Raw genomic sequence first — 22,111 nt, 5'->3', positions numbered from 1 at the left:
CGGGTTGAAGACCGCGGCGCGTGGCGTCCCTTGCACGGTGAACAACGTCCGGATACCGGCATTATCGCGACAACAATTTCCTGCATTGTGGCGGTAACGTTCGCGATCACGGAAACGACAAAGCGGCTGAATTGCCCCGAGATCGTTTTCCGGAAAAGGACGTCCCCCCATGCGTATGATCAGTCGCGTTCTCGGCACGGCCGCGGTCGCCGGTATCGCCCTGCTGGGTCCGGCACCCGCGGTGTTCGCCGCGCAGCCGGCCGACCGGTACAACTGCAGCGATTTCGCCTACCAGGAAGACGCGCAGGCCGTTCTCGACCAGGACCGGTCCGACCCGAACAACCTGGATCGCGACAAGGACGGAATCGCCTGCGAAGACCGGCCGCACCGGCCCGCCACGCAGCCGTCCACGCCGACCAGCAGCCGCAGCCCCGAGGCGCCGCCGGTGACCCCGACGAAGACCGGCGCGGCCGACCTGGACTGCGCCGACTTCGCGACCCAGGCGCAGGCCCAGGCGGTCCTGGACGCCGACCGCAGGGACCCGAACCACCTGGACGCCGACCACGACGGCTACGCCTGCGAGTCCCGGTTCGGCGAGAAGAAGGCCGCGGGCGGCGGTACGCAGATCAAGGTCAAGCCGGTCGGCGGCGTGGCCACCGGCGGCGGTGACGCCGGTGAGCCGGGTGCGGGCCCGGCCGTGGCGGTCGGCGCGCTCGCGCTGGTCGGCGGCGGCGCCGGCACCGTGCTGCTGATGCGGCGGCGCGCCGGCCGATGACGAGCGCACGTTGGCGCCGGTGGCTCGCGATCGCGGCCATCGGCGCCGCTCTCACCGCTTGCGGCGCTCCCGCGGTCCCGGCGCCCGCGCCGCAGGCACCACCGTCGGGTGCCGTGGCGCCGTCCAACGCGGCCCCGGCCACCACCGTCGACGGTCCGTTGCCGCACGCGCGCCCGGTGCGGCTGGAGGTGCCCGCGATCGGGGTCAGCACCGGCCCCATCGTCGACCTCGGGCTCGCCGGTGACGGCGCGCTCGAGGTGCCCGGGGACGCCGTCACGACCGGGTGGTTCACCGGCAGCCCGTCGCCCGGCGAGACCGGCCCCGCGGTGCTGGCCGCGCACGTCGACTACAACCACGTGCCCGGCACGTTCAACCGGCTGAAGGACACCAGGCCGGGCGACCAGGCGATCGTGCACCGCGCCGACGGGACCACCGCGGTGTTCACCGTCTACCGCGTCGAGCGGTACCCGAAGTCGGCCTTCCCGACCGACGACGTCTACGGCGACACCGCCGGACCGGAGCTGCGGATGATCACCTGCGGCGGCGCGTTCGACCGGTCCACCCGCAACTACGAGGACAACATCGTCGCCTACGCGCGCCTGTTCCAGGCATACCGCGGCTGACGCGCGACCGCCACCGGCCAACACGCCGGGGGTGGCGTGTTGGCCGGTGTGGTGGGGCGGGTGTTACGGCAGGCGGGCGCGCACCACGGCGTCGTGCACCGTCACCGGGTTGCCGTCGGGGTCGGTGGCCTGCCGCGGGCGGGCCTCGGCGACCTCGACGGCCCACCCGGCGGGCAGCCAGGACGCCACGTCCGCCGCGGCGGCGAACCGGTCGGGCAGGTGCGGCCGGCCCACGGTGGTGTCCAGGTCGTGCGCGTCGTGCTGGACCACCAGCATCGTCCCGCCCGGCGTCACCGTCCCGGCGAGCCGGCGCACGAGGTCCCGCAGTTCCGGGTTGCGCAGGTGCAGGAACTGCGCCGAGACGAGGTCGAACCGCCGCTCGCCCGGGTCCCAGGTCCGCACGTCCCCCCGCACCCACTCGATCCGCTCCCCGACCCCCGCCCGCGCGGCGTGCTCGGCGCCGCGCCGCAACGCGGTCGCCGACAGGTCCAGCGCCGTCACCCGCCAGCCGCGCTCGGCGAGCCAGCAGCTGTCGGCACCTTCGCCGGCGCCGACGTCGAGCGCGGTGCCCGGTGGCAGATCCGCGACCTCCGCGACCAGCTGCGGGTTCGGCTGTCCACTCCAGACCGACGGGCGCGAGGAGTAGCGCTCCTCCCAGAACTGCTCGCCGTACTCCTCCTCAGACCGCATGGCCGGACACCCCCGGCGCCAGTTCGTCGTCCATGCCGGCGACTATCCACGCAGCCGCCCGCCGCGGCAAGCACCCGGCCCGGCAACTCGCGGCGGCCGGGCTTGAAGCGCCGGGGAGCGGGTAACCAGCGGCGACCGAGTGGAGAGGGCGAAGGTTGGAGCAGATACCGACGTTCGGCGTCGAGGAGGAGTTCCTGCTCGTCGACGAGCAGGGCCACCTGTCGGAGCGCGGGCCGGAGGTGGTCGAGGCGTCCGCGCGCCCCGACGGCGACGTGCAGCGGGAACTGGCGCGCAGCCAGGTCGAGCTGGCGAGCGAAGTGTGCCAGGACGCCGCGGAGCTGCTCGACCGGCTCACCCACTTCCGCTCCAGACTGGCCGGCGAGGCCGGGAAACGCCAGCTCCGCCTGGTCGCGACGGCGACCCCGCTGCTGGCCGAGCAGCACCCGCCCGGCATCACCCCCACCCCGCGCTACCGGCGGATGGGTGAGCACTTCGGCCTCATCGCCCGCACCGGCACCACCTGCGGATGCCACGTGCACGTGCGGATCCCGGACCGCGCCACCGGGGTGCGGGTGAGCAACCACACGCGGCCGTGGCTGCCGGTGCTGCTCGCGCTCACCGCGAACTCGCCGTTCGACGGCGGCACGGACACGCGCTACAGCAGCTGGCGGTACGTGCTGTGGTCACGCTGGCCCTCCGCCGGCCCGCCGCTGCTCGCCTCGCTCGACGACTACGAAAGCCGGGTCGCGGCGCTGCTCGAAGCCGGCGCGATGCTCGACCGCGGCATGATCTACTGGGACATCCGCCTGTCCGAGAAGCGCCCCACCCTGGAGTTCCGGATCAGCGACGTGACGGCGACGGCCCGCGAGGCGACCACGCTCGCCGCCCTGGTCCGCGCCCTGGTCCTCACCGCACTGTCCGAACTGGACTCACCACCTCCGCGGGTACCCGGTGAGGTGCTGCGCGCCAACCTGTGGCGTGCGGCGCGGGACGGGCTGGACGGCTCGGCACTGCACCCGGAGACCGGCCGGCTCACCCCGGCCCCGGCGCTGGTCGGGCAGCTCGTCGAGCGGGTCCGGCCTGCCCTCGAGCAGACCGGCGACCTGGATTTCGTGATCGAGTCGCTGGCCTGGGTGCGCGAGCACGGCAACGGCGCCCAGCGGCAGCGCCGGGCCTATGCCCGCAGGCAGGAGCTGTGCGACGTGATCGACCTCCTCAGCCTGCACTGACCCCGGCCCCGCCGGCTGAGTGGTGCCCAGGCCGGGACCGGACCACGGGAAGCGCTTTCAGAAACCCGCGACGATCCGTCCACTGTGGTCACCGCGCCCGCACGGCGGGCGGCGGTTTCCGGGACGTCACAGGCGCGCCAGGATCTCACCGGCGGGTGGCAGGTCGGCGAAGTCGGACGGCGATTCGAGCACGCGTGCGGCGACGTAGTGCCCCAGTCGCAGACGGGTCGTCTCGTCACGGTCGTCGAGGAAACCGCTGAGCCATCCGGCCGCGAACGCGTCACCCGCGCCGACGACGTCCACCACCTCGACCTCGGCCGACGGCGCCCGGTGGACGCCGGTGGGGGTGAAGCTGACGGCCTCGATCGCCGCGTCCTTGACCACCAGGTATCGCGGCCGGTCGAGGAGCGCGCGCACGCTCTCCGCGTCGGCGGTGCCCCACAGGCGTTCGGCCTCGTCCCGGCCCACGAACACGATGTCGCTGTCCTGGGCGAGGTCGAGCAGGACCTCGGGGGCGTCGCCGTGCCACAGCTGCGGGCGGTGGTTGACGTCGAAGCTGACCAGGCCGGCACCGCGCACGAGCGCGCGGGTGGCCTCGCGGGTCTGTTCGGACAGGGCCGCCGTGATGCCGGAGACGTGGACGAGCCGCGCCGGCTGCGCGGACCAGTGCACGATGTCGGCGGTGGAGATGGCCGAGGCGGCCGAGCCGCCGCGGTAGTAGTAGACGCGGGTACCGGTCGGGGTGGGGTCCTTGAAGTAGACCGCGGTGGGGCGTTGACCGTCCCGCCGCACGAGCGACACGTCGACCCCGTGGCGCTCCAGGTCGTCCAGGACGAGGTCGCCGAGCGGGTCGGCGCCGAGCGCACTCGCCCAGGCGGCCTTGTGCCCGAGCCGCGCGAGGAGGGCCGCCACGTTGGACTCGGCGCCGCCGGGCCGGAGCAGGTACCGGCTGCCCGAGACCAGACGACCACCCGCCTCGGGCGTGACCACGACCATGGTCTCACCCACCGCCAGCACGTCCACCGGCCCGCCTTTCGTTGCGCACATTGCGATCCCAGTGCCGGTAACGCAATGTAGCAGGGGCGGACCGCAGGGCATGCGGGGTCAAGCCCGGCGCGCGTACCAGCTGGGCGGCTCCCCCACCACGGCGGTGAACTCGCGGGTCAGGTGGGCCTGGTCGGCGTAGCCGAGGTCCGCGGCGAGCGCGGCCCAGTCCACCGGCTCCGCCCGTGCCGCGCGTTCCGCCGCGTCGTAGAGACGGTAGCGCCGCAGCACCCACTTCGGGCTCACCCCGACGTGGTCGCGGAAGGCGCGCTGCAGGCGGCGCACGCTCAGACCACCCGCCGCGGCCAGCTCCTCGACCCGGCGCAGGTCCCGATCGCTCGCCGCGAGCTCGGCCAGTGCCGTGGTGTCCTCGGACGGCTGGCGTGCGGCGGGGACGAGCGCGGCGAGCGCCGCGTCGGCCAGGCCGGCCACCTCGGCACCGCCGGCACCCCCGGTGAGCGCGTCCACCAGGGTGGGCACGCCGGGCCGCAACGCGGGAACCTCCTCGGCCAGCGGACGGACGGTGTCGGTGATCGTGGCGAGCGAACGGCCCAGGAACGGCCGGAACCCACCCGGGCGGAACATCACGCCCAGCACCCGGCCCCGGCCGGAAAGCCGCCGGGTGAACCGTCGCGTCTGGACGCCGTACACCGCGGCCCGGCCCGCCTCGAACACCACGTTGACGACCGGGTGCACGAGCACGTGCTGCTCGTGCACGTCCGGCAGGTCCCACGAGACGAGCCAGTACCGGTCGACGAACCGGCCGACCTCCGGCGAGGGCGGGAACCGCGCCAGATCGAACCGCCGCAGCCCGGCCTGCGGATGCAGGATGCCGCGACTGTCCCGTTCGACCGGCTCCACCACGAATCCGAGCTTAGCGATCCACCCCGGGAGTCCGTCCGGGCCGCGGAACCCGCTATTCCTTCCAGTTCCGTGCGAGGCGGACGCGGCTCCCGTTCTCCCCGGGAGTGATGTCCACCTCGGTCATCAGCGCCCGCATCAGCCCGACCCCGCGCCCGCGGATCCCGGGATCGGCGGGCGGCGGGCGCCAGGTGCCGTCGTCGGTGATGACGATCTCCACGCTGCCGTCCCCGGCGGTTGCCGTCAGGGTGAGCACGCCGTCGCCCCGGCCGCCGTACCCGTGCTCGATCGAGTTCGTGCACGCCTCGTCCACCGCCAGGATCACGTCGGCCGCCGGGTCCTCGGGCACGTCCGCGAGCGCAAGCCACCGGCGCAGTTCGCGCCGTACGTCGATCAAGCTCTCCGGCTCCGCCGGGAGGTCGAGACGCAACGGGCCGGGCGGGTGCACGTAAACCAGCACCGCCACGTCGTCGTTGTGGCCCGCGACCGGCAGCAGGCTCGTGAGCAGGTGCTCGGTGATGTCACCGGACTGGCGGCGCGGCGCCTCGCGCAGCGTCGCCCGGGCTCGCTCGATCGCCTCGTCGATGGGCAGGCCGTGCCGTTCCACGAGTCCGTCGGTGTAGAGCAGCAGCACCGAACCGGGCCGCAGCGGCACCGTCGACCGCGGCCGTGGCTTCCGCCGGCGCACGGCGAGCGGTACCGACAACGCGCCGTCGAGCAGTTCGTCGCTGCCATCGGGGTGGCTCAGCACCGCGGACGGGTGCCCGGCGCTGGAGTAGGTCACGAGCCCGGCGACCGGATCGACCACCGCGCAGAACACCGTGGTGCACAAGGCGCCCGGAATCTGCCGCGCGAACCCGTCGAGCTGGTCCAGCGCCCGCGCCGGATCGCCGTAGCTGAGCAGGAGGGCGCTGCACGCGCTGCGCAGCTGCCCCATCACCGACGCGGCCGGGAGCCCGCGGCCCACGCAGTCGCCGACGACCACGGCGATCCGGCCGTCCGGCAACCGCGCCACGTCGTACCAGTCGCCACCGACCTCCAGCGGCCGCACCGCCGGCTCGTACCGCACGGCGAACCCGCCCGGCAGGTCCGTGGGGCCGAGGATGGCGTGCTGCAAGGTCAGTGCGACGGCCCGCGCCTGGTCGTAGCTGCGGGCGCGGCCCAGCGCCTGCCCCAGCTGCGCGACGAGCATCCCGAACAGCGCCCGGTCCTCGCCGTCCAGCGGCTGGTCGGTGCGTTCGGCCCACACGACGGAGTCACCACCGCCGAGGGCGGCGCCCAGCTCGTGGCCGGGGTCCGGCGGCCAGATCTGTCCGGGTGACTGCTGCCGTGCGCGGTCCAGCCGCTCGTACAGCTCCGGGTCCAGCTCGTCGAACGCGCCGGCGGCGGGGACGGCGGCGAGCAGCCCGCCGGTCTCCGTGCTCGGCCAGATCGCCGCGACCACGCGCGTCGCGCCGAGGATCGCCCGCAGCGCGCTCACCCCGGCGTGCAGCACCTCGGCCACGTCGGTCGCGGCGGCCAGGTCGGCCGCGAACGCGGCGAGCACGGCCTCCCGGTCGGCCGCCTTCTTCTCGACCGTCACGTCCCGCAGCGTCCCGACGATCCACCCGGAACCGCCCTCGGCCTCCGCGACGCGCGTGAGGGTCAGCGCAGCCCAGGCTTCACCGCCGTCCGGCCGCTCGATCACCCGCGGCACCTCGTGCCCGTCGCCGAGGTACGGCACCAGTCCCGCGGCCGGGACGCGCGCGGCGTCCGCGCCGAGCCACGGGTACGGCCACGCCATCGGGAGGTTGTCCGCGCCGTACCCGGTGATCGTGCTGAACGCCTCGTTGACCTCGGCGATGGTGCCGCCGCTGTCGGCGACGAACACGCCTTCCCGCAACGACTCGACGAGGGCGCGCCGGAACTCCGATTCGCGGCGGCGCAGATCGGACAGCGCCAGGTTGGCCCGCACCCGGGCGAGCAGTTCCGCGCCGGAGAACGGCTTCGGCAGGTAGTCGTCCGCGCCGGCCTCCAGCCCGGACACCGCCGCCTCGACCCCGGCGCGTGCGGACAGGAACAGCACCGGGACGGACTTCGTCGCCGGTTCCGAGCGCAACGCCCGCACCAGCCCGATCCCGTCCAGCCGCGGCATCATCACGTCCGAGAGCACCAGGTCCGGCCGGTGCCGGCGGGCCAGCTCGAGCCCCTCGGCACCGTCCCGCGCGAGCAGCACCCGCCCCACCGGGCGCAGCAACCGCGCGATGAACCGGCTCAGGTCGGTGTTGTCCTCCACCACCAGCAAGGTCGGGGCGTCGCCCGCCGGTGCCGGCGCCGGTTCGCCGTCACCGTCCGCCTGCCACTGGAGTGCTTCGTCGCGGTAGGCCACCGTGGCGGACAGCGCGAGCCCGGCGGCGGGTGGCGGTGGGACTTCCGCCAGCGGCAGCCGGACCGTGAACGTGCTGCCCGCGCCCTCCACCGACTCGACCGTGACCGATCCGTCGTGCAGCCGCACCAGCTCCTGCACCAGCGCCAGCCCGATCCCGGCGCCCTCGTGCGACCGGCCCTCCCGGCCACGTGCCCGGTGGAAGCGCTGGAACAGCCGGGGCACCTCGTCGGCCGGGATGCCCACGCCGGTGTCGGTAACGGTCAGCTCGGCGTGCTCGTCCTTCTCCCGCAGCCGGACGACGACGCCGCCCTGACGGGTGTACTTGAGCCCGTTGGACAGCAGGTTGAGAACGATCTTCTCCCACATGTCCGGGTCGACGTCCACGGCGCGGGACAGCGGCGGGCAGTCGATCTCGAACCGCAACCCGGCCCGCCGCACCGCGGGGGCGAAGCTTTCGGCGATCTCCGTGGTCAGCGCCGCGAGGTCGTGCGGCGCGGTGTCGGGCTGGAGCCGTCCCGCCTCGATCTTGGCGAAGTCGAGCAGGTCGTTGACCAGCCGGCGCAGGCGCCCGGCATTGCGGTGCACCAGCTCCAGCCGCTCCCGCTGGCCGGGCGGCAGCGGCTCCGCGGTGTCGGCGAGCGCGTCCTCGGCCGGACCCGCGATGAGGGTCAGCGGGGTGCGGAACTCGTGGCTGACGTTGGCGAAGAACTCGCTCTTCACGCGGTCCAGCTCGGCCAGCGCCGCCGAGCGCCGCCGCTCGCTCTCGTAGGCGAGGGCGTCGGTGATCAGGCTGGACACCTGCCCGCCGACCAGTTCGAGGAAGGCCCGGTGGTCGGCGTCCAGCGCCTGGTAGGCCGACGCCCCGAGCACCAGCGCACCCACCGGCTCGGCCCGGCCGGACGCGATCAGCGGCAGTACCACCGCCTCGTCCGGCGACGTCGTACCGACCACGACCGGCTGCACGAAGTCCGGGCCGAACCGCCGGCGCAGCCCGGAACACACGCGCGTCTCCCCGGCCCACAGCGGCCACACCGGTTCCGGGGTGCGTTCCAGCACCGCCGGCGCGGCGCGTTCGCCCGGCCCGACGCCGTAGGCGGCGGCCAGCGACGCCTGCCCGTCCTCGAACAGGTACGCCAGCGCGAACGGCAGGTCGGCGCCGTGCCTGCCGAGCGCGGCGACCGCCGAGCGCGCCGTCCGCGTGACCGTCCCGGCCGCGGAGACCTCCCCGAGATCGTTGAGGACGGCCAGCCGCCGCTGCCGGACCACCTGCACGGTGGTGTCCTGCACCGCGATCAGGATGCCCAGCACCTCGTTGCGGTCGTTGCAGATCGGGCTGTAGGAGAACGTCCAGTAGGTCTCTTCGAGGTAGTTGTGCCGGTCGAGGAACAGCAGCTGGTTCTCCGAATAGGTGGCGCCCTCGCCGGCCAGCACGTGCCGCGCGAGCGGGCCCAGCTCGGCCCAGGCCTCCGCCCAGCACTCCGCCGCGGGCCGCCCGAGGTACCGGGGGTGCTTCTCGCCCATCGCCGGGCGGTAGGCGTCGTTGTAGAAGGTGGTGAGCTCAGGGCCCCACCAGACCAGCATGGGGAACCGCGACGACAGCACCAGCCGCAGCGCGCCGTGCAGTTCCTCCGGCCAGTCCCCGATCGGTCCCAGTGCGGTCGCCGACCAGTCACGGGCGGCGATCCGGTCCCCCATCTCGCCGAGACTGTCCAAATAAGACGTGTCCGCCGGTTTCGTCATCGCCCCGGCTCAGCCCTCGCCCAGCGCGCACTCGAGGGACCCGGACACCGTGAACACCTGCCCCAGATCGGCCGCTTCGAGTGCCCGGAGCACCACGCGGCTGGACGCGACGAGGCGCAGCGGCGTGCCGGCCTCGGCACACCGCTGCTCGGCCTCGACCAGCAGGGACAACCCGGCGGAGCCGAGGAAGTCCACGCGGGACAGGTCGACGATCACCGGCTGCGGCGGGCGTGCCGCACGCCGGGCCTGGTCCATCTCGCTGATCATCGCGGGCGCGGAACAGAGGTCAACGCCGCCGCTCACCGTGACGACAACGGCGTCCCCGGTCACGCGATGACGCACCGCGAAAACGTCTTCCGGCAACGAAACCTCCTGGACGCGCAACAGGTCCTCGTAGATGCGCTCAGCCTAATGCGCCCACGGGAGGTCGGCGATCCCGCGGTTCACCCCGCCAGCGCGGGGGCGGCGTAGGCCGCGAGCCGCTCCCGGACGTCCACCGGATCGCGCCCCGGCGGATCGAGCACACCACGCGCGGTGCCGTCGCAGAGGTCCTCGGCGAACCGAGCCACCACCCGCGGCGCGGGCAGGACGTCGGTGCCCAGGTAGGACAGCACGATCAGGTCCTCGCCGCAGTGGGATTCCACCACCAGGGACCATCCGGTGTCCTCGCTCCAGAGGAGGGCAGCGTCGCGATCGGGGAATTCCGGGAGGCGCCGTTCCAGCGCCAGGTAGGCGTTCGCCGGTGGTGGATCCAGCTGCACGAAGTAGGCGTTGCCGCCCAGTCCCAGAGCCTCGGTCACCAGTCGCACATAACGCCGCAGTCCCCGCGCCTGCGCGTCCTCGTATTCCAGGTACATCTGCCCTCGCACTTCGCCCACCGGTCCTCCGGCGGGGCGCCGCTGCTTGACGCCACGCCGGAAACCGGCCCCTTGACGGGTTTGAAACCGCTCACGGCTCGCGGTGGGTACCCGCGTTCGGTAATGCCAAACCTGCCGGTTTCACCGTGGGTGCACGTGAGAGGGGTCACGCGCTCGGGCTGGGTGATTCCTCTCCCTCGATGGTGAACGAACCCAGCAGTCCGGTGATGTCGAGGATGCGCCGTGCGTAACGGTCCACGTTGGCCAGCTTCACGGTGCCGCTGCGCTCCTCGGCGCTGGTCTTCGCCCTGATCAGGGCGCTGATGCAGGCCGAATCGAAGAAGTTGAGGCCCGCGAAGTCGAGCACCAGGTGGACCACGCCGGATCCGAGCAGCTCCTCCACGGCCTGGTCCAGCTGGTCGACCGCGCCGTGGTCGATCTCGCCGAGCAGCAGCACCCGTCCGGTGTCGCCGCTGATCTCCGTGCGCACCACGGAAGCGCTGGCAGACCTGGTCGCGCCTTCGTCCGTCGTCATGGTTCGAACTCTCTCCAAAAATCGTGGCGTCGGCTTCGGCCCCGGTTGTCCCCCGGCGGCCGCGTGCAATAAGTTTGCCGCAAAACAACGAACTTCGTGGATTGCGCTCGCGTGCCCGCGACCTTCCCACCATGCTGGAGCCTGGGAGCGATGACGACAACCTCCGACCGCCAGATCACCACCGTGGTCAGCGATTTCCTTGACGCGCAAAAGGATGCGATCGTCGCCCAGTGGGCCGGCTCGTCGTTCTTCCGCTCCGTGGCACAGGATTCCGATCAGGCCGCCGGCGACAGCGCCGAGGTGCTGCGCGGGGTGCGCCGGGCCATCGCCGCCGGTCAGGCGGACAACCCCGGTGCCGACGGGTTCAACGACCTGCGTTCACTGCTCACCGCGCTCGCCTCGCAGCTGGACGGGAACGAGGGTGTGAGCGCGCGCACCGCCGTCGAGGTGAGCGAGCTCAAGCAGCCCCTGCTGCGGTTGTGGCAGGAGCAGGCGGATGCGGAGTTGCTCACACCCGGCGCGGTGATGCTCGTCGGTGCCGTCGACACGCTCCGGCTGGTGCTCGTCGAGTCGGCGCTCGCGGCGGCCAGGGACACCCTGGCGATCCAGCGGGAACAGCTGTCCGAGCTGTCCACCCCGGTGATCAAGCTGTGGGACGGCGTGCTGGCGATCCCGCTCATCGGCACGCTGGACAGCATGCGCAGCCAGGTCGCCACCGAGAGCCTGCTTCAGGCGATCATGACCCAGCAGGCGAAGGTCGCGATCCTGGACATCACCGGCGTGCCCACGGTCGACACGATGGTGGCCCAGCACCTGCTGAAGACCGCCATGGCGGCGCGGCTGATGGGCGCCGAGTGCGTGATCAGCGGCATCCGTCCGCAGATCGCCAACACGATGGTCCAGCTCGGCATCGACCTCGGCGAGGTCGCCACGCGCGCCCGGCTGGCCGACGCGCTCGCCTACGCCCTCCACCGGCTGGGCCTGCAGGTCGGGTCGTCGCCGGCGGGCCCGGACGTGCGCTGATGGCGGGCGTACCCATCGTCAGCCTGAACGGTGTCCTGCTGGTCACGATCCAGGAGGAGCTCCTCGACCAGTCGGTGGCCGAGTTCGAGCAGGAACTCACCGAGAAGGTCGTGGAGACCCGCGCCCGGGGCGTGCTCATCGACGTGTCCGTCCTGGACATCATCGACTCGTTCCTGGCCCGCACGCTGCACGACATCGCGGCGATCACGTCGCTGATGGCCGCCCGCACCGTCGTGGTCGGGATGCGGCCGGCCGTGGCGATCACCCTGGTCGAGCTCGGCCTGACCCTGCCCGGCCTGGAGACGGCGCTCTCCGTCGAGGAAGGTCTGTCGCTCCTCAGCCCGGCGCCGGGGCCTGCGCGGACGGCCCGGCCGTGACACGCGCGGCCTCGACGAGCACGGTCGCCATCCACGACGAGTACGACATCGTGCATGTGCGGCACGCCGCCAGGGAGGCGGCGTCGACCGCCGGGTTCAGCCTGGTCCAGCAGACCAAGCTGGTCACCGCCGCCAGCGAGCTGGCCCGCAACGCCCTGGTCTACGGGGGTGGCGGGCAGGCGGAGATCGTCGTCGAGAACCTCGGCAGCAACCCGACCGTGCGGATGACGTTCACCGACAAGGGTCCGGGCATCCCGGACATCGACGCGGCGATGGCGGACGGGTTCACCACCGGGTCCGGCCTCGGTCTCGGCCTGGGCGGCGCGAAACGGCTGGCCGACCACTTCCGGATCGAGTCGGAACCGGGCCGCGGGACGATGGTGGAGATCAGCATGTCGGTGCGCAGAATCGCGGGACCGTGACACGCGACGACCTCGTCGTGACCGAACCGAGTCACGTCGGCAGGGCGCGGGTGATCGCCGCGGCGGCCGCCGCCCGGGCCGGCCTGCCCGTGAACCGGGTCCACCAGGTGTCGCTGGCCGCCACCGAGCTGGCCTCCAACCTGCTCAAACACGCCGGCCGGGGCGTCTTCAGCGTGGTGCCGGGGCTGGGCCGGCTGGACGTCCTGGCGACCGACGCCGGCCCCGGGATCAGCCGGATCGAGGACAGCATGCGCGACGGCTACTCGACCACCGGCACGCTCGGCGGCGGCCTCGGCGCGGTGCGCCGCGCCGCCGAGGAGTTCGATCTCTACAGCCGGCGCGGCCAGGGCACCGTGGTGCTGGCGCGGTGGCGTGTGACGGCCTCGCCGCTGCCGGGCGGGCTGCGGGTGGGCAGCGCGATCCTCACCGCACCGGGCGAAACCGAGTGCGGGGACCGGTGGACGGCGGAAGTCACCGGCGATACCGTGACCATTGCCGTGAGTGACGGTCTCGGGCACGGAGAGTTAGCAGCCCGGGCCAGTGACGTGGCGATCTCCACTGTCGCCGCGCACACGGAGCTGAGACCGGCTCGTATCCTGGAGCTGATGCAGCCGTCCCTCGCCTCCACTCGCGGTGCGACCGTGGCTGTCGCGCAGCTGACACCGGCGGAGGGGCGCATGCGGTTCTGCGGGGTGGGCAACGTGTCCACCCGGTTCTACGCGGACCCCGACGGGCCCGTGCAGCGCATCGTGTCCCGCCACGGCATCGTCGGCGTCGCCGCCCGGCCCCGGCCCACCGATTCCGCCCACCCGTGGGCCGAGAGGAGCTGGCTGATCCTGCACAGCGACGGCATCTCGGACAGGTGGAGCAGCACCGACTGGCCCGGCCTGTTCAACCACGACCCGGCCACCGTTGCCGGCTGGATCCTCGGGCAACGCGGCCGCGGACGGGACGACGCCTGCGTGGTGGTCATCACCGGAGGTGGCCGGTCATGACCGAGGCCCGCCCCGGCGAGACCACCCAGGACCTCCTCCGCGAGCTGCGCGAGACCATCGCGCGGCAGGAACGGGAGCTGCGGCTGCACCAGTCGGAGCTGGAGCAGACCAACGCCGGCCTGCTCGCCCTGCACGCCGAGGTCGAGCTGCAGCGCCAGCGCTCGGCGTTCCTGGACGAGGTGAGCCGCAGCGTGTCCGCGTCCCTGCGCGGCCGGGAGGTGGTGGACGCCCTGGTCGCGCTCATCGAACGGGAGCACGTGGCCGACTCCGCCGCGGTGTGGCTGGTGACCACCGAGCCGCGCGCCCTCAAGCGCCTGCCGGGGCCGGACGACGCGCCCGACTCCGAGGTGATGCGCGTGATCGCCAAGCACCAGCCGCACGTCGAGCCGAAGCGGCTGCTGCTGCCGCTGACCGTCGGACCGCACCTGCTGGGTGTGCTCGAACTGCACCGCGACACCGAGTTCACCGGCGAGGACGTCACCTTCCTCACCGCGGTCGCGGCCCGCTCCGCGGTCGGGTTGCGCAACGCCAGCGAGTACGAGCGCGAGCGGGAGCTGGCCGAACGCCTGCAGCACGCGATGCTGCCCACCCTGAGCACGCCCGACGACCTCGAGCTGTGCGCGCGGTACCGGCCCGCGGCGACCGGCGTGAACATCGGCGGCGACTGGTTCGACGCGTTCACGCGGGCCGACGGCACGATCGTGCTCACCGTGGGCGACGTCACCGGGCACGGTCTCGACGCCGCCGTGGTGATGGGGAAGCTGCAGAACGCGCTGCGCGCCTACACCGCGGAGGGCCATCGCCCGGCGGAGGCGCTGCGACTGGCCCACCACCTGCTGCGCGGGCTGGACAGCACGCTGTTCGCCACCGCCGTGGTCGCCGACCTGGAGCTGTCGACCGGCCGGATGCGGTGGGCCAGCGCCGGGCACCTGCCCATGCTGATCTGCGCGGACGACGGCATCCGCTACCTGGAACGGCCGAACGCGCCGATGCTCGGCGTGCCGTTCGCGTTCGACATTTCCGAGTACGAGGAGACCATCACCCCGGGCAGCGACCTGCTGCTCTACACCGACGGGCTGGTGGAGCGCCGGAACGAGGTCCTCGACGACGGCCTGGCCCGGTTGACCGGGGCGGTCGGCGGGATCGCCGGGCTGCCCACGGACGAGGCGGGCGATGCCATCCTGTCGGAGATGCTCGGCCGCAACGAGCACGACGACGACGTGTGCCTGCTGCTGTGCCGGTGGTCCGCGCGGCCCGGCCGGCCGGCGCGCCATCGTGCGCGGCACGTCACCGTGCCGCGCTGACCGGTCAGCAGCGCACCGCGAACTCGGCCCACACCCACTTGCCGTCCGCCGCGGCCTCGTAACCCCAGCTCTCGCTGACCGCGTCGACGATCACGAGTCCGTTCCCGCGCACCGCACTACGCTGGACCGGGCGCGGAGCCGGGACGTGCACGTCCTCGTCCCACACGCGCAGCAGCAGGCGGTCCCCGTTCTGACGCAGCACCACGGTGACTTCGCCGTGCCCGTGCTCGACGGCGTTGGTGACCAGCTCGGACGCGGCCAGCACGATGTCGTCACGCAGGTCCGGCGGCACCTCCCACGCCTGGAGCGCCGACGTGGTGAATTCTCTGGCCCGCCCGGCCGCGGTGGCCTCCTCCGGCAGCCGCGTCACGGCCCGGCGCAACTCGGGCGTCGTGCTGTGCTGCGTGGTCGGTCGGCGCGAGCCGTCGGTCCTCACACTGCCCTCCCGGTCCTCCTGCCAGCGGTCCTCACTCGCGGATCGGCTGTCCGGGAGATTCCCCCCACGGGGCGGGTTAACCACATCCCGCCCCGATCCTCATCGGGCGGGCAGCCCGGTTAGGATCGGCGGACGGTTGAGCCGCCAGCCTGGTGCCGTGGCGGCTTTGCGGGTATCGGTGCAGCTTCCCTGTGGTCGCCGATGGCAGGACGCGGTGTGAGACGACAGTAGGAGGTATCTCGGGTGACCACCGAGTTGCGCGTCACGCGACGCCTCGTGGACGGGGCGATCGTCGTTGCCGCCATCGGCGACGTGGACCTGACCAGCGCGCCGGAGCTGGACAAGCAGGTCCAGTCCGCCTGCGCCGAAACCCAGCCACCGGGCCCCGTGGTGGTCGACCTGTCCGGGGTGTCGTTCCTCGGCTCGATCGGGTTGAGCATGCTGGTCAACGCGCAGCAGAAGTGCCAGGAGAACTCGGTGGAGCTGCGTGTCGTGGCCACCAGTCGCGCGGTGTTGCGCCCGCTGCAGGTGACGCGGCTCGACGAGCAGCTGCACATCACCTCGTCGCTCGAAGAGGCGGTGGCTCCGCCCGCGACCGAAGCGAGCTGATTGCCCCCGGCGGAGGCGGGTACTCGCTGCCGGTGAGCCGATCCGGGGAGCGAGACATGGTCGTGGTGAGCCAGCGGGTGCCCGTCCCGCCCGAGCGGGTGTTCGCCGTCCTGTCCGACGGATGGCTGTACGCGAGCTGGGTCGTCGGCGCGTCGCACATCCGGCAGGTGGACGGCCACTGGCCGCAGATCGGCGCGCGGATCCACCACAGCATCGGGCCCTGGCCCACCCAGGTGCAGGACACCAGTCGTGTGCTCGCCGTCGAGGACGGCGAACTGCTCGAACTCGAGGCCCGCATGTGGCCGATGGGTGCCGCGAAGATCACCCTCACCCTGACGGCGGACGGCGACGGCGGCACCGAGATCCAGATGGCCGAGAAACTCGTCAAAGGCCCCCTGAGCCTGCTCCCGCACCCGGTGCAAAGCGTCCTGCTCGGCCCCCGTAACACCGAATCCCTGAAACGGCTCGCGGACATCGCGGTACACCGCTAGCCGCCCACGAAGTCAGGAGTAGATCGTGCGCTGGGCGGCGCGCATCGCGGCTCCGTAGAGTCCGCCCGCCAGGCCGTTGCGAGCCAGGGCGGCGCGGGCGGCGTTGGCTCCGCAGGCGCCGTGCACCGCGCCTCCCGGGTGCGCCGACGCGCTCGCCAGGTACAGCCGGTCCACCGGCGTGTCCGCGCGCGCCAGCCCGGGCACCGGGCGGAACACGAACTGCTGGTGGATCGCCGCGGTTCCGGCGTTGATCGCGCCCTCGGCGAGGCTCGGGTTGTGGGCCTGAAGATCCTCCGGCCCCTGCACGCTCCGGGCCCGGATCAAGCTCGTGAAACCGGGCGCCCGCTGCTCGACGACCTCCTGCATGCGGTCCGCGTACTCGTTCAGCTTGCCCTCGTCCCACCGGTCACCCCGGGGGACATGGGTGTACGCCCACACCGATTCCGTCCCCTCCGGCGAGCGGGACGGGTCGGCCGTCGTCATCTGGCCGAGCAGCAGGAACGGCCGCTCGGGCACCCGTTTGCACGCCAGCGCGGCCCCGAACGCGGTCAGGCCGTCCAGATCCGCGTCCAGGTGGACCACGCCGGCCCGCCGCGCTTCCTCCGCGATCCACGGGATCTTCCCGGACAACGCCCAGTCCACCTTGATCGTCGCGTTGTCCCACTGGAACCGGTCGAGGTCGGACACGAACCGCGCCGGCAGGTGCTCCTCGCCGACGAGCTCCTGGTACAGCGCGGGCGCCGGCACGTCCGCCAGCACCGCCCGCCGCGCCCGCACCAGTTCACCGTGCTCGTCCCGGACCCCCATCGCCCGGCCACCCGCGACCAGCACGGACCGCACCGCGCGGTTGCATTCGACCCGGCCGCCGCGGTCGGCGAGGCGCCGGACCAGCGCCGTGGTGATCCGGTCGGCGCCACCCTCCGGCACCGGGAACCCGACGTCCTGCCCCGCCATCGCGAGCAGCCACCCGAACACACCACTGCCGGCGTTGTCCGGGCCGAGATCGGTGTGCAGGGCGTTGCCGGCGAGCAGCAACCGCGCGCCCTCGCCGTCGAAGAGTTCCTCCCCCAGGCGCCGCACCGGCAGGGTCACCATCCGCGCCAGCCGCAGCGTGTCGGCGACCCCGATCCGCCGCACCAGCTTCGCCGCCGAACGCACCGGCGGGAACGGCCGCAACACCGATTCCAGCAGGTCGTGGCGCATCCGCTGCCACTGGCCGAACGCGTCCCGCCAGGCGCCGGCGTCCCGCGCGTCGAAACCGGCCACCGACGCGGCCGTCTCGTCGACGTCGCGCGACAGCACCACGCACCGGTCGTCCTGCCGGACGTGCGCGAGCACCAGCGGCGCGTGCCGCCACACCAGCCCGTAGGAGTCCAGCCCGAGCTCCCGCAGCACCGGGGACGCGTAGCCGAGCGGGTAGAACGCGCTGCACAGGTCGCTGAGGAACCCGGGCGCGGTGATCTCCGCGCTGCGCACCGCGCCACCCGGCTCCGGCTCGGCCTCCAGCACCAGCACGCTCCAGCCCGCGTCGGCGAGCACGTTCGCCGCCACCAGCCCGTTCTGCCCTGCTCCCACGACGACCGCGTCAACGGTTTCGGTCACGACGCCCCTCCCTAGGCCTGCGTCTGGCGGCTGGGCCGCCCGAGCTTGATCCCAGCCAACCGCGACAGCCACGGCTGCGCACCTTCCGGGGCGAGCGGGCCGCTCGCGGTGCCACCGCCGTCGCGGATCCCGGCGACCAGTTCCGCCAGCGCCTCCTGCGAGTCGTATCGGGGCTGCCAGTCCAGGTGGGCGCGCGCCCGGGTGTTGTCCATCAGCGGCGCCTGGTCGGCCAACGCGAGCCAGCCGGGGTGCATCGGCTGCAGACCGAGCCGCCACGTCGGCAGCGCGGCCCCGGTGACCAGCCGCCGCGGCACCGGGACCCGGAACCCGCCGAACAGCTCGGCGAGGTCGTGCACGCCGAGCACGGGTTCGGAGGCGAGGTTGAACGCGCCCTCCGCGCGGCGCTCCAGCATGAGGAAGATGGCCTCGGCCACGTCGTCGGAGTGCACCACCTGCGCGCGCAGGCCGTTCCACAGCGGCACCGGCAGCCACCGGTTGCCGATGAGACCGGTCGGCAGCAGCGGGCTGAGCGTCCAGCGCGTGAGCTGCGATCCGGCGTCGTACTGGGCCACCGCGCACGGCCGGAACACCGCGACCCGGGTGTCCGGGTGCTGCCGTGCGAACAGCTCGACGAGCCGTTCCAGCCGGGCCTTGTCCCGGCTGTAGGCGCTGCCCGGGACGCCGGTGCGCGGCCAGTCCTCGTCGATCCGCGCCCAGCGCGGCGCCGGGGTGTAGGCGGCGACGGAGGACGCGCACACCAGGTGCGGGACCCCGGCCGCGGCGACGGCGGCCAGGACCTCCTGCGAGCCGTCGACGTTGGTCCGGTGGCGGGGCGGCTCGTCGGAGCCGGGGTGGATCGCCCAGGCCAGGTGGACCACGGCGTCCGCGCCCGCGAACACCTTCGGCAGGACGTCCGGGGCGTCGTCGGAGCCCAGGTCGCAGGCGACCCAGCCGGCGGTGTCGTAGGGCGGGCCCTCCGGCACGCGCCGCGCGAGCCCGACGATCTGCCAGTCCGCCCGGCGTGCCGCGGCGCGCAGCAAGGCGGTCCCGATGTTCCCGGACGCGCCGGTGACCACGACCTTCATGCCCTCGTGTTCCACCCCGCGCGGCAGGCTAACCCCGCGGCGGCGACTGGCTGGTCAGCCACGCACCGGAGTGGTTGACCGGACGGGCGGACGCCGGGCCGCGTGCCGGTCGGTCACCGAGCCGCGCACCGCGCACGAGCCGGGCGACCCCGCTCGGGTGCCCCGGACGTCCATAGAGGACTAGGTACCGGAGCCGGGTTCGGCCATCCGGCGGTGGATGGCCGCCTTGACCGGGTCGGGCACGGCACGTGCGGCCGCGGCCTGCACCTTGTTCCGCGCCGATGCGGCGACCACCTTGTCCTTGCCGGCCATCATCGCGGCGAACCCCTGCTCGGCGACGTCCGCCGGATCGTCCTTGGGACCCCGCGCGATCTTCGTGTCCGTCATCCCGGCGCGCTCGAAGAACGCGGTGTCGGTCGGGCCGGGCATCAGCACGGTGACCGTGACACCGCTGTCCTTCAGCTCGTCCCGCAGCGCTTCGGCGAACGAGGCCAGGAACGCCTTCGTCGCGTTGTAGACGGCCTGGAACGGGCCGGGGGTCATCGCCGCGACCGAGGACGTGAACAGCACCCGCCCGGCGGCCTGCTCGACCATGGCCGGCAGCAGCCGCCGGGTCAGGTGCACGGCCGAGGTGACGTTGAGGTGGATCACGTTCAGCTCATCACGCAGCGATCCCTCGACGAACGCGCCGCCGGCCCCGACGCCGGCGTTGACCGCGAGCGCGGCGACCGGCCGGTTCACCGAGGCCAGCGCGGCGACCAGGTTCTCCACGCCGTCAAAGCCGGCGAGATCGCCCCGCACGGCCAGCACCCGGGCGCCGAGCTCGGTCAGCTCGCGCCGCGCGTCGTCGAGTTCCGCGTTCTCCGCGGCGATCACGAGGTCGTGGCCGTGCCGGGCGAACTGCTTCGCCAGCTCCCGCCCGATCCCGGTGGAGGCACCGGTGACGACCGCGAGCGGTTTGGTCCGTGCACTGGTCATGGCGCCGGTTACCCCGTTGCGGGCGGCCCACTCCGCCCGCACGGTCGGCTACCGTGGCACGCAGAGCTTCCACCGGACCCGGGAGGACCGACCGTGACCGAGGCCTGGCACCGCCCGTTGCGGCACATCAAGGGCAGCGAACTGACCGGCGACACCGCGCAGACCGGTGGGATGCGGCGGCTGGAAGCGGTGTCGGGCAAGACGGCCGGCTCGGCGAAGGTCTGGATGGGCGAGACGCACGTCGGCCCGCACACCAGTTCCGGTGACCACCACCACGGCGAGGCCGAGACCGCGATCTACGTGAAGTCCGGGCATCCGGTGTTCGTTTTCGCCGACGGCGACGCGGAGATCCGGCTGGAGACGGAGCCGGGCGACTACATCTTCGTGCCGCCCTGGGTGCCGCACCGCGAGGAGAACCCCGGTGCGGAGGACGCGGTGGTCGTCATCGCACGCAGCAGCCAGGAGGGGATCGTGGTCAACCTGCCCAGCCTGTGGTCTCCGGTGGAGAAGCCGGATTCCTGATCCCGACCGGCCCGGCGCCGCTTCTCCCGGGCTCCGGTCGGCCGCCGTGCAGGGCCACGTATGATTCCGCCAGCGTCAAGCAGCCGGCGCCCAGTACCGTCCGCCGGGCGGACGGGACCACACAGGCGAAAGGCTTGACGATGAACGACTTCTCGCGTATATCCGTGCATTCGCGCCCGTCCGCACGGGTGGTGGTCCGGTTCTGATCCGCCTGGGATCCCGGACCGTCCAGACCTCGCGAGCACCCGCCGACCGCGGTCCGGCGGTGTGCCAGGCAGCGCACACGCGGAGAGAAACCGACACATGACCAGAACCGAGCGGCCGGAGCCACTGGCCAGACTCGACGACGTCACACTCGCGCTGGAGAACCTGCGCGACGGTATCGACGAAGAGGAACCGCTCGACGCGGTACTGCAACGGCTCGCCGAAACCGCGGTGAACGCGATCGCCGACGCCGACGCCGTCAGTGTCACCGTGCTCGACGAGACCGGCCCGCGCACCGCGGCGATCACGCACGACCAGCTGATCGGGATCGACCTGGCCCAGTACGCCGCGGGCGACGGACCGTGCCTGCGGGCCGTGCGGACACGCGAACCGGTGCGGGCAGTGTCCAAACCGGACGATGGCGCGTGGCCGGAGTTCGCCGCTGCCGCCCAGGACTCCGGTGTGCTGGCGTTCCTCGCGGTCCCGCTGCTGCTGGGCAGCGGCACCCGGGACGGCGACGAGCTCGTGGGGTCGCTGAACCTGTACAGCCGGGTCGACGGCGCGTTCGACCCGTTCGACCAGCAGCTGATGCGGTTGTTCACCGGCGCCGCCTCCGCGGCGATCCGGAACGCGCGGCGCTGGTACCACGCGCGCCAGCAGATCCGGCACCTGGAGAACGCACTGACCTCGCGGGCGGAGATCGACCAGGCGAAAGGGGTGCTGATGGCGGTGCACGGCATCAGCGCGAGCGAGGCGTTCGACCGGCTGGTGGAGCAGTCGCAGCGGCAGAACGTCAAGCTCCGCCAGGTCGCCCTCGGCCTGCTGGCTTCGGTGCGCTCCCGGTGAGCGGGTCGCGGCGCATCGCCACCCGCGGCCACCGGTCCAGACCCCGGGCCGCCTCCGCCGCCCGGATCCGCCGCAGCCCCGGCGTGAGCGCGGACGGGGCCAGCCGGACGAAGCCGCACCGCTCGTAGTACGGGGCGTTCCAGGGCACCTCGGCGAACGTGGTCAGCGTCAGCGCGGGGAACCCGGCCCGCGCGGCCTCCTCGATCAGCGCGCGGCCGATCCCGCGCCGCGCCCAGGACGCGTGCACCGACACCTGCTCGATGTGCAGGCTCCCGTCCACGGGCACGGCGACCAGGTAGGCCACCGGTTCCGGCTCGCCGGCCACCCACGCGTACGGGTAGCGGGCCAGGTCCTCGGCGGTGGGCAGCACGTCATCGGCGATCTCGGGCATGCCGATACCGCGAAAGCACTCCCCCGCCGAGCGTTCGATCTCCGGCAGGCGGGTGAGGTCGGCCGCCGTCGGTTTGCGGATTCGCATGGGTTCCAGTGTGGCGG

General features: G+C 73.0%; 24 protein-coding genes. 12 read left to right on the top strand and 12 right to left on the bottom strand.

Going from position 1 to position 22,111, the window contains the following annotated elements; translation table 11 throughout:
• Positions 1 to 175: 175 nt before the first annotated feature.
• Entirely contained in the window at positions 176 to 775 is a 600-nt protein-coding gene (locus FHX45_RS21955; RefSeq protein WP_243869175.1) for an excalibur calcium-binding domain-containing protein, read from the top strand.
• Positions 772 to 1,398, top strand: coding sequence for a class F sortase (locus tag FHX45_RS21950; protein ID WP_167105172.1), 627 nt, complete (start codon positions 772 to 774; stop codon positions 1,396 to 1,398). The genes FHX45_RS21955 and FHX45_RS21950 overlap by 4 nt, the downstream gene beginning before the upstream one ends.
• 63 nt (positions 1,399 to 1,461) lie before the next feature.
• Here the strand turns inward: FHX45_RS21950 and FHX45_RS21945 are convergent, their stop codons facing one another.
• Positions 1,462 to 2,088, bottom strand: a complete 627-nt coding sequence (locus FHX45_RS21945; protein ID WP_167105169.1) for a class I SAM-dependent methyltransferase — start codon at positions 2,086 to 2,088, stop codon at positions 1,462 to 1,464.
• 155 nt (positions 2,089 to 2,243) lie between these two features.
• Here FHX45_RS21945 and FHX45_RS21940 point away from each other — a divergent pair, with 155 nt between their 5' ends.
• Positions 2,244 to 3,317, top strand: a complete 1,074-nt coding sequence (locus FHX45_RS21940) for a carboxylate-amine ligase (protein WP_167105166.1) — start codon at positions 2,244 to 2,246, stop codon at positions 3,315 to 3,317.
• Between the two features lie 126 nt (positions 3,318 to 3,443).
• Here FHX45_RS21940 and FHX45_RS21935 read toward each other — a convergent pair whose 3' ends face one another.
• From FHX45_RS21935 to FHX45_RS21910, 6 genes are all read right to left on the bottom strand, one after another.
• Positions 3,444 to 4,364, bottom strand: coding sequence for a sugar kinase (locus tag FHX45_RS21935; protein ID WP_208406040.1), 921 nt, complete (start codon positions 4,362 to 4,364; stop codon positions 3,444 to 3,446).
• Between the two features lie 57 nt (positions 4,365 to 4,421).
• Positions 4,422 to 5,225: a DUF6597 domain-containing transcriptional factor gene (locus FHX45_RS21930; RefSeq protein WP_167105163.1), complete on the bottom strand. Its 804-nt coding sequence runs from the start codon at positions 5,223 to 5,225 to the stop codon at positions 4,422 to 4,424.
• A 52-nt stretch (positions 5,226 to 5,277) separates the two neighbouring features.
• Entirely contained in the window at positions 5,278 to 9,330 is a 4,053-nt protein-coding gene (locus FHX45_RS21925; protein ID WP_243869172.1) for a SpoIIE family protein phosphatase, read from the bottom strand.
• A 9-nt stretch (positions 9,331 to 9,339) separates the two neighbouring features.
• Entirely contained in the window at positions 9,340 to 9,693 is a 354-nt protein-coding gene (locus FHX45_RS21920; protein ID WP_167105160.1) for an STAS domain-containing protein, read from the bottom strand.
• Positions 9,694 to 9,773: 80 nt separating this feature from the next.
• Complete coding sequence (locus tag FHX45_RS21915; RefSeq protein WP_167109304.1) at positions 9,774 to 10,187, bottom strand: DUF6292 family protein; 414 nt, start codon at positions 10,185 to 10,187, stop codon at positions 9,774 to 9,776.
• A 166-nt stretch (positions 10,188 to 10,353) separates the two neighbouring features.
• On the bottom strand, positions 10,354 to 10,722 hold the full coding sequence (locus tag FHX45_RS21910) for an STAS domain-containing protein (protein WP_167105157.1): 369 nt from the start codon (positions 10,720 to 10,722) through the stop codon (positions 10,354 to 10,356).
• Positions 10,723 to 10,872: 150 nt separating this feature from the next.
• Here FHX45_RS21910 and FHX45_RS21905 point away from each other — a divergent pair, with 150 nt between their 5' ends.
• Genes FHX45_RS21905 through FHX45_RS21885 form a run of 5 tightly spaced genes read left to right on the top strand, consistent with a single transcriptional unit; the run spans position 10,873 to position 14,843 of the window.
• Entirely contained in the window at positions 10,873 to 11,745 is an 873-nt protein-coding gene (locus FHX45_RS21905; RefSeq protein WP_167105154.1) for an STAS domain-containing protein, read from the top strand.
• Positions 11,745 to 12,122: an STAS domain-containing protein gene (locus FHX45_RS21900; protein WP_167105151.1), complete on the top strand. Its 378-nt coding sequence runs from the start codon at positions 11,745 to 11,747 to the stop codon at positions 12,120 to 12,122. The genes FHX45_RS21905 and FHX45_RS21900 overlap by 1 nt, the downstream gene beginning before the upstream one ends.
• Positions 12,119 to 12,544 carry an ATP-binding protein gene (locus FHX45_RS21895; protein ID WP_167105148.1) on the top strand — a complete coding sequence of 142 codons (426 nt, stop codon included), beginning with the start codon at positions 12,119 to 12,121 and terminating at the stop codon, positions 12,542 to 12,544. Before FHX45_RS21900 ends, FHX45_RS21895 begins: the two co-directional genes overlap by 4 nt.
• Positions 12,541 to 13,539 (top strand): ATP-binding protein, encoded by a 999-nt coding sequence (locus tag FHX45_RS21890; protein WP_167105145.1) that lies wholly within the window; start codon positions 12,541 to 12,543, stop codon positions 13,537 to 13,539. The genes FHX45_RS21895 and FHX45_RS21890 overlap by 4 nt, the downstream gene beginning before the upstream one ends.
• A complete protein-coding gene (locus FHX45_RS21885; protein ID WP_167105142.1) occupies positions 13,536 to 14,843 on the top strand; it encodes a PP2C family protein-serine/threonine phosphatase in 1,308 nt (435 codons plus the stop codon). Before FHX45_RS21890 ends, FHX45_RS21885 begins: the two co-directional genes overlap by 4 nt.
• 4 nt (positions 14,844 to 14,847) lie before the next feature.
• Here the strand turns inward: FHX45_RS21885 and FHX45_RS21880 are convergent, their stop codons facing one another.
• On the bottom strand, positions 14,848 to 15,279 hold the full coding sequence (locus FHX45_RS21880; protein ID WP_167105139.1) for an ATP-binding protein: 432 nt from the start codon (positions 15,277 to 15,279) through the stop codon (positions 14,848 to 14,850).
• A 243-nt stretch (positions 15,280 to 15,522) separates the two neighbouring features.
• Here FHX45_RS21880 and FHX45_RS21875 point away from each other — a divergent pair, with 243 nt between their 5' ends.
• Together FHX45_RS21875 and FHX45_RS21870 are read left to right on the top strand one after the other, a co-directional pair.
• The gene (locus tag FHX45_RS21875; protein ID WP_167105136.1) at positions 15,523 to 15,888 is read left to right on the top strand and encodes an anti-sigma factor antagonist; all 366 of its coding nucleotides are present in this window, start codon (positions 15,523 to 15,525) and stop codon (positions 15,886 to 15,888) included.
• 56 nt (positions 15,889 to 15,944) lie between these two features.
• Complete coding sequence (locus tag FHX45_RS21870; protein ID WP_167105133.1) at positions 15,945 to 16,379, top strand: SRPBCC family protein; 435 nt, start codon at positions 15,945 to 15,947, stop codon at positions 16,377 to 16,379.
• A 12-nt stretch (positions 16,380 to 16,391) separates the two neighbouring features.
• On the opposite strand, the gene FHX45_RS21865 is transcribed toward FHX45_RS21870, so the two are convergent.
• From FHX45_RS21865 to FHX45_RS21855, 3 genes are all read right to left on the bottom strand, one after another.
• Complete coding sequence (locus FHX45_RS21865) at positions 16,392 to 17,981, bottom strand: FAD-dependent oxidoreductase (protein ID WP_167105130.1); 1,590 nt, start codon at positions 17,979 to 17,981, stop codon at positions 16,392 to 16,394.
• Between the two features lie 11 nt (positions 17,982 to 17,992).
• Entirely contained in the window at positions 17,993 to 19,066 is a 1,074-nt protein-coding gene (locus FHX45_RS21860; RefSeq protein ID WP_167109302.1) for an NAD-dependent epimerase/dehydratase family protein, read from the bottom strand.
• Between the two features lie 180 nt (positions 19,067 to 19,246).
• Positions 19,247 to 20,044: an SDR family NAD(P)-dependent oxidoreductase gene (locus FHX45_RS21855; protein ID WP_167105127.1), complete on the bottom strand. Its 798-nt coding sequence runs from the start codon at positions 20,042 to 20,044 to the stop codon at positions 19,247 to 19,249.
• Positions 20,045 to 20,137: 93 nt separating this feature from the next.
• On the opposite strand from FHX45_RS21855, the gene FHX45_RS21850 reads away from it, so the two are divergent.
• Together FHX45_RS21850 and FHX45_RS21845 are read left to right on the top strand one after the other, a co-directional pair.
• Positions 20,138 to 20,566, top strand: coding sequence for a cupin domain-containing protein (locus tag FHX45_RS21850; protein WP_167105124.1), 429 nt, complete (start codon positions 20,138 to 20,140; stop codon positions 20,564 to 20,566).
• Positions 20,567 to 20,869: 303 nt separating this feature from the next.
• Positions 20,870 to 21,616 carry an ANTAR domain-containing response regulator gene (locus FHX45_RS21845; RefSeq protein WP_167105119.1) on the top strand — a complete coding sequence of 249 codons (747 nt, stop codon included), beginning with the start codon at positions 20,870 to 20,872 and terminating at the stop codon, positions 21,614 to 21,616.
• On the opposite strand, the gene FHX45_RS21840 is transcribed toward FHX45_RS21845, so the two are convergent.
• On the bottom strand, positions 21,564 to 22,094 hold the full coding sequence (locus FHX45_RS21840) for a GNAT family N-acetyltransferase (protein WP_167105116.1): 531 nt from the start codon (positions 22,092 to 22,094) through the stop codon (positions 21,564 to 21,566). The two genes, FHX45_RS21845 and FHX45_RS21840, sit on opposite strands and share 53 nt — an antisense overlap.
• Positions 22,095 to 22,111 lie beyond the last annotated feature (17 nt).

The organism is Amycolatopsis granulosa (assembly GCF_011758745.1).
Taxonomy (GTDB): Bacteria; Actinomycetota; Actinomycetes; order Mycobacteriales; family Pseudonocardiaceae; genus Amycolatopsis_E; species Amycolatopsis_E granulosa.
The sequence above is the reverse complement of the archived record's forward strand: the minus strand, read 5'-3'. Positions and strand labels throughout refer to the sequence as shown.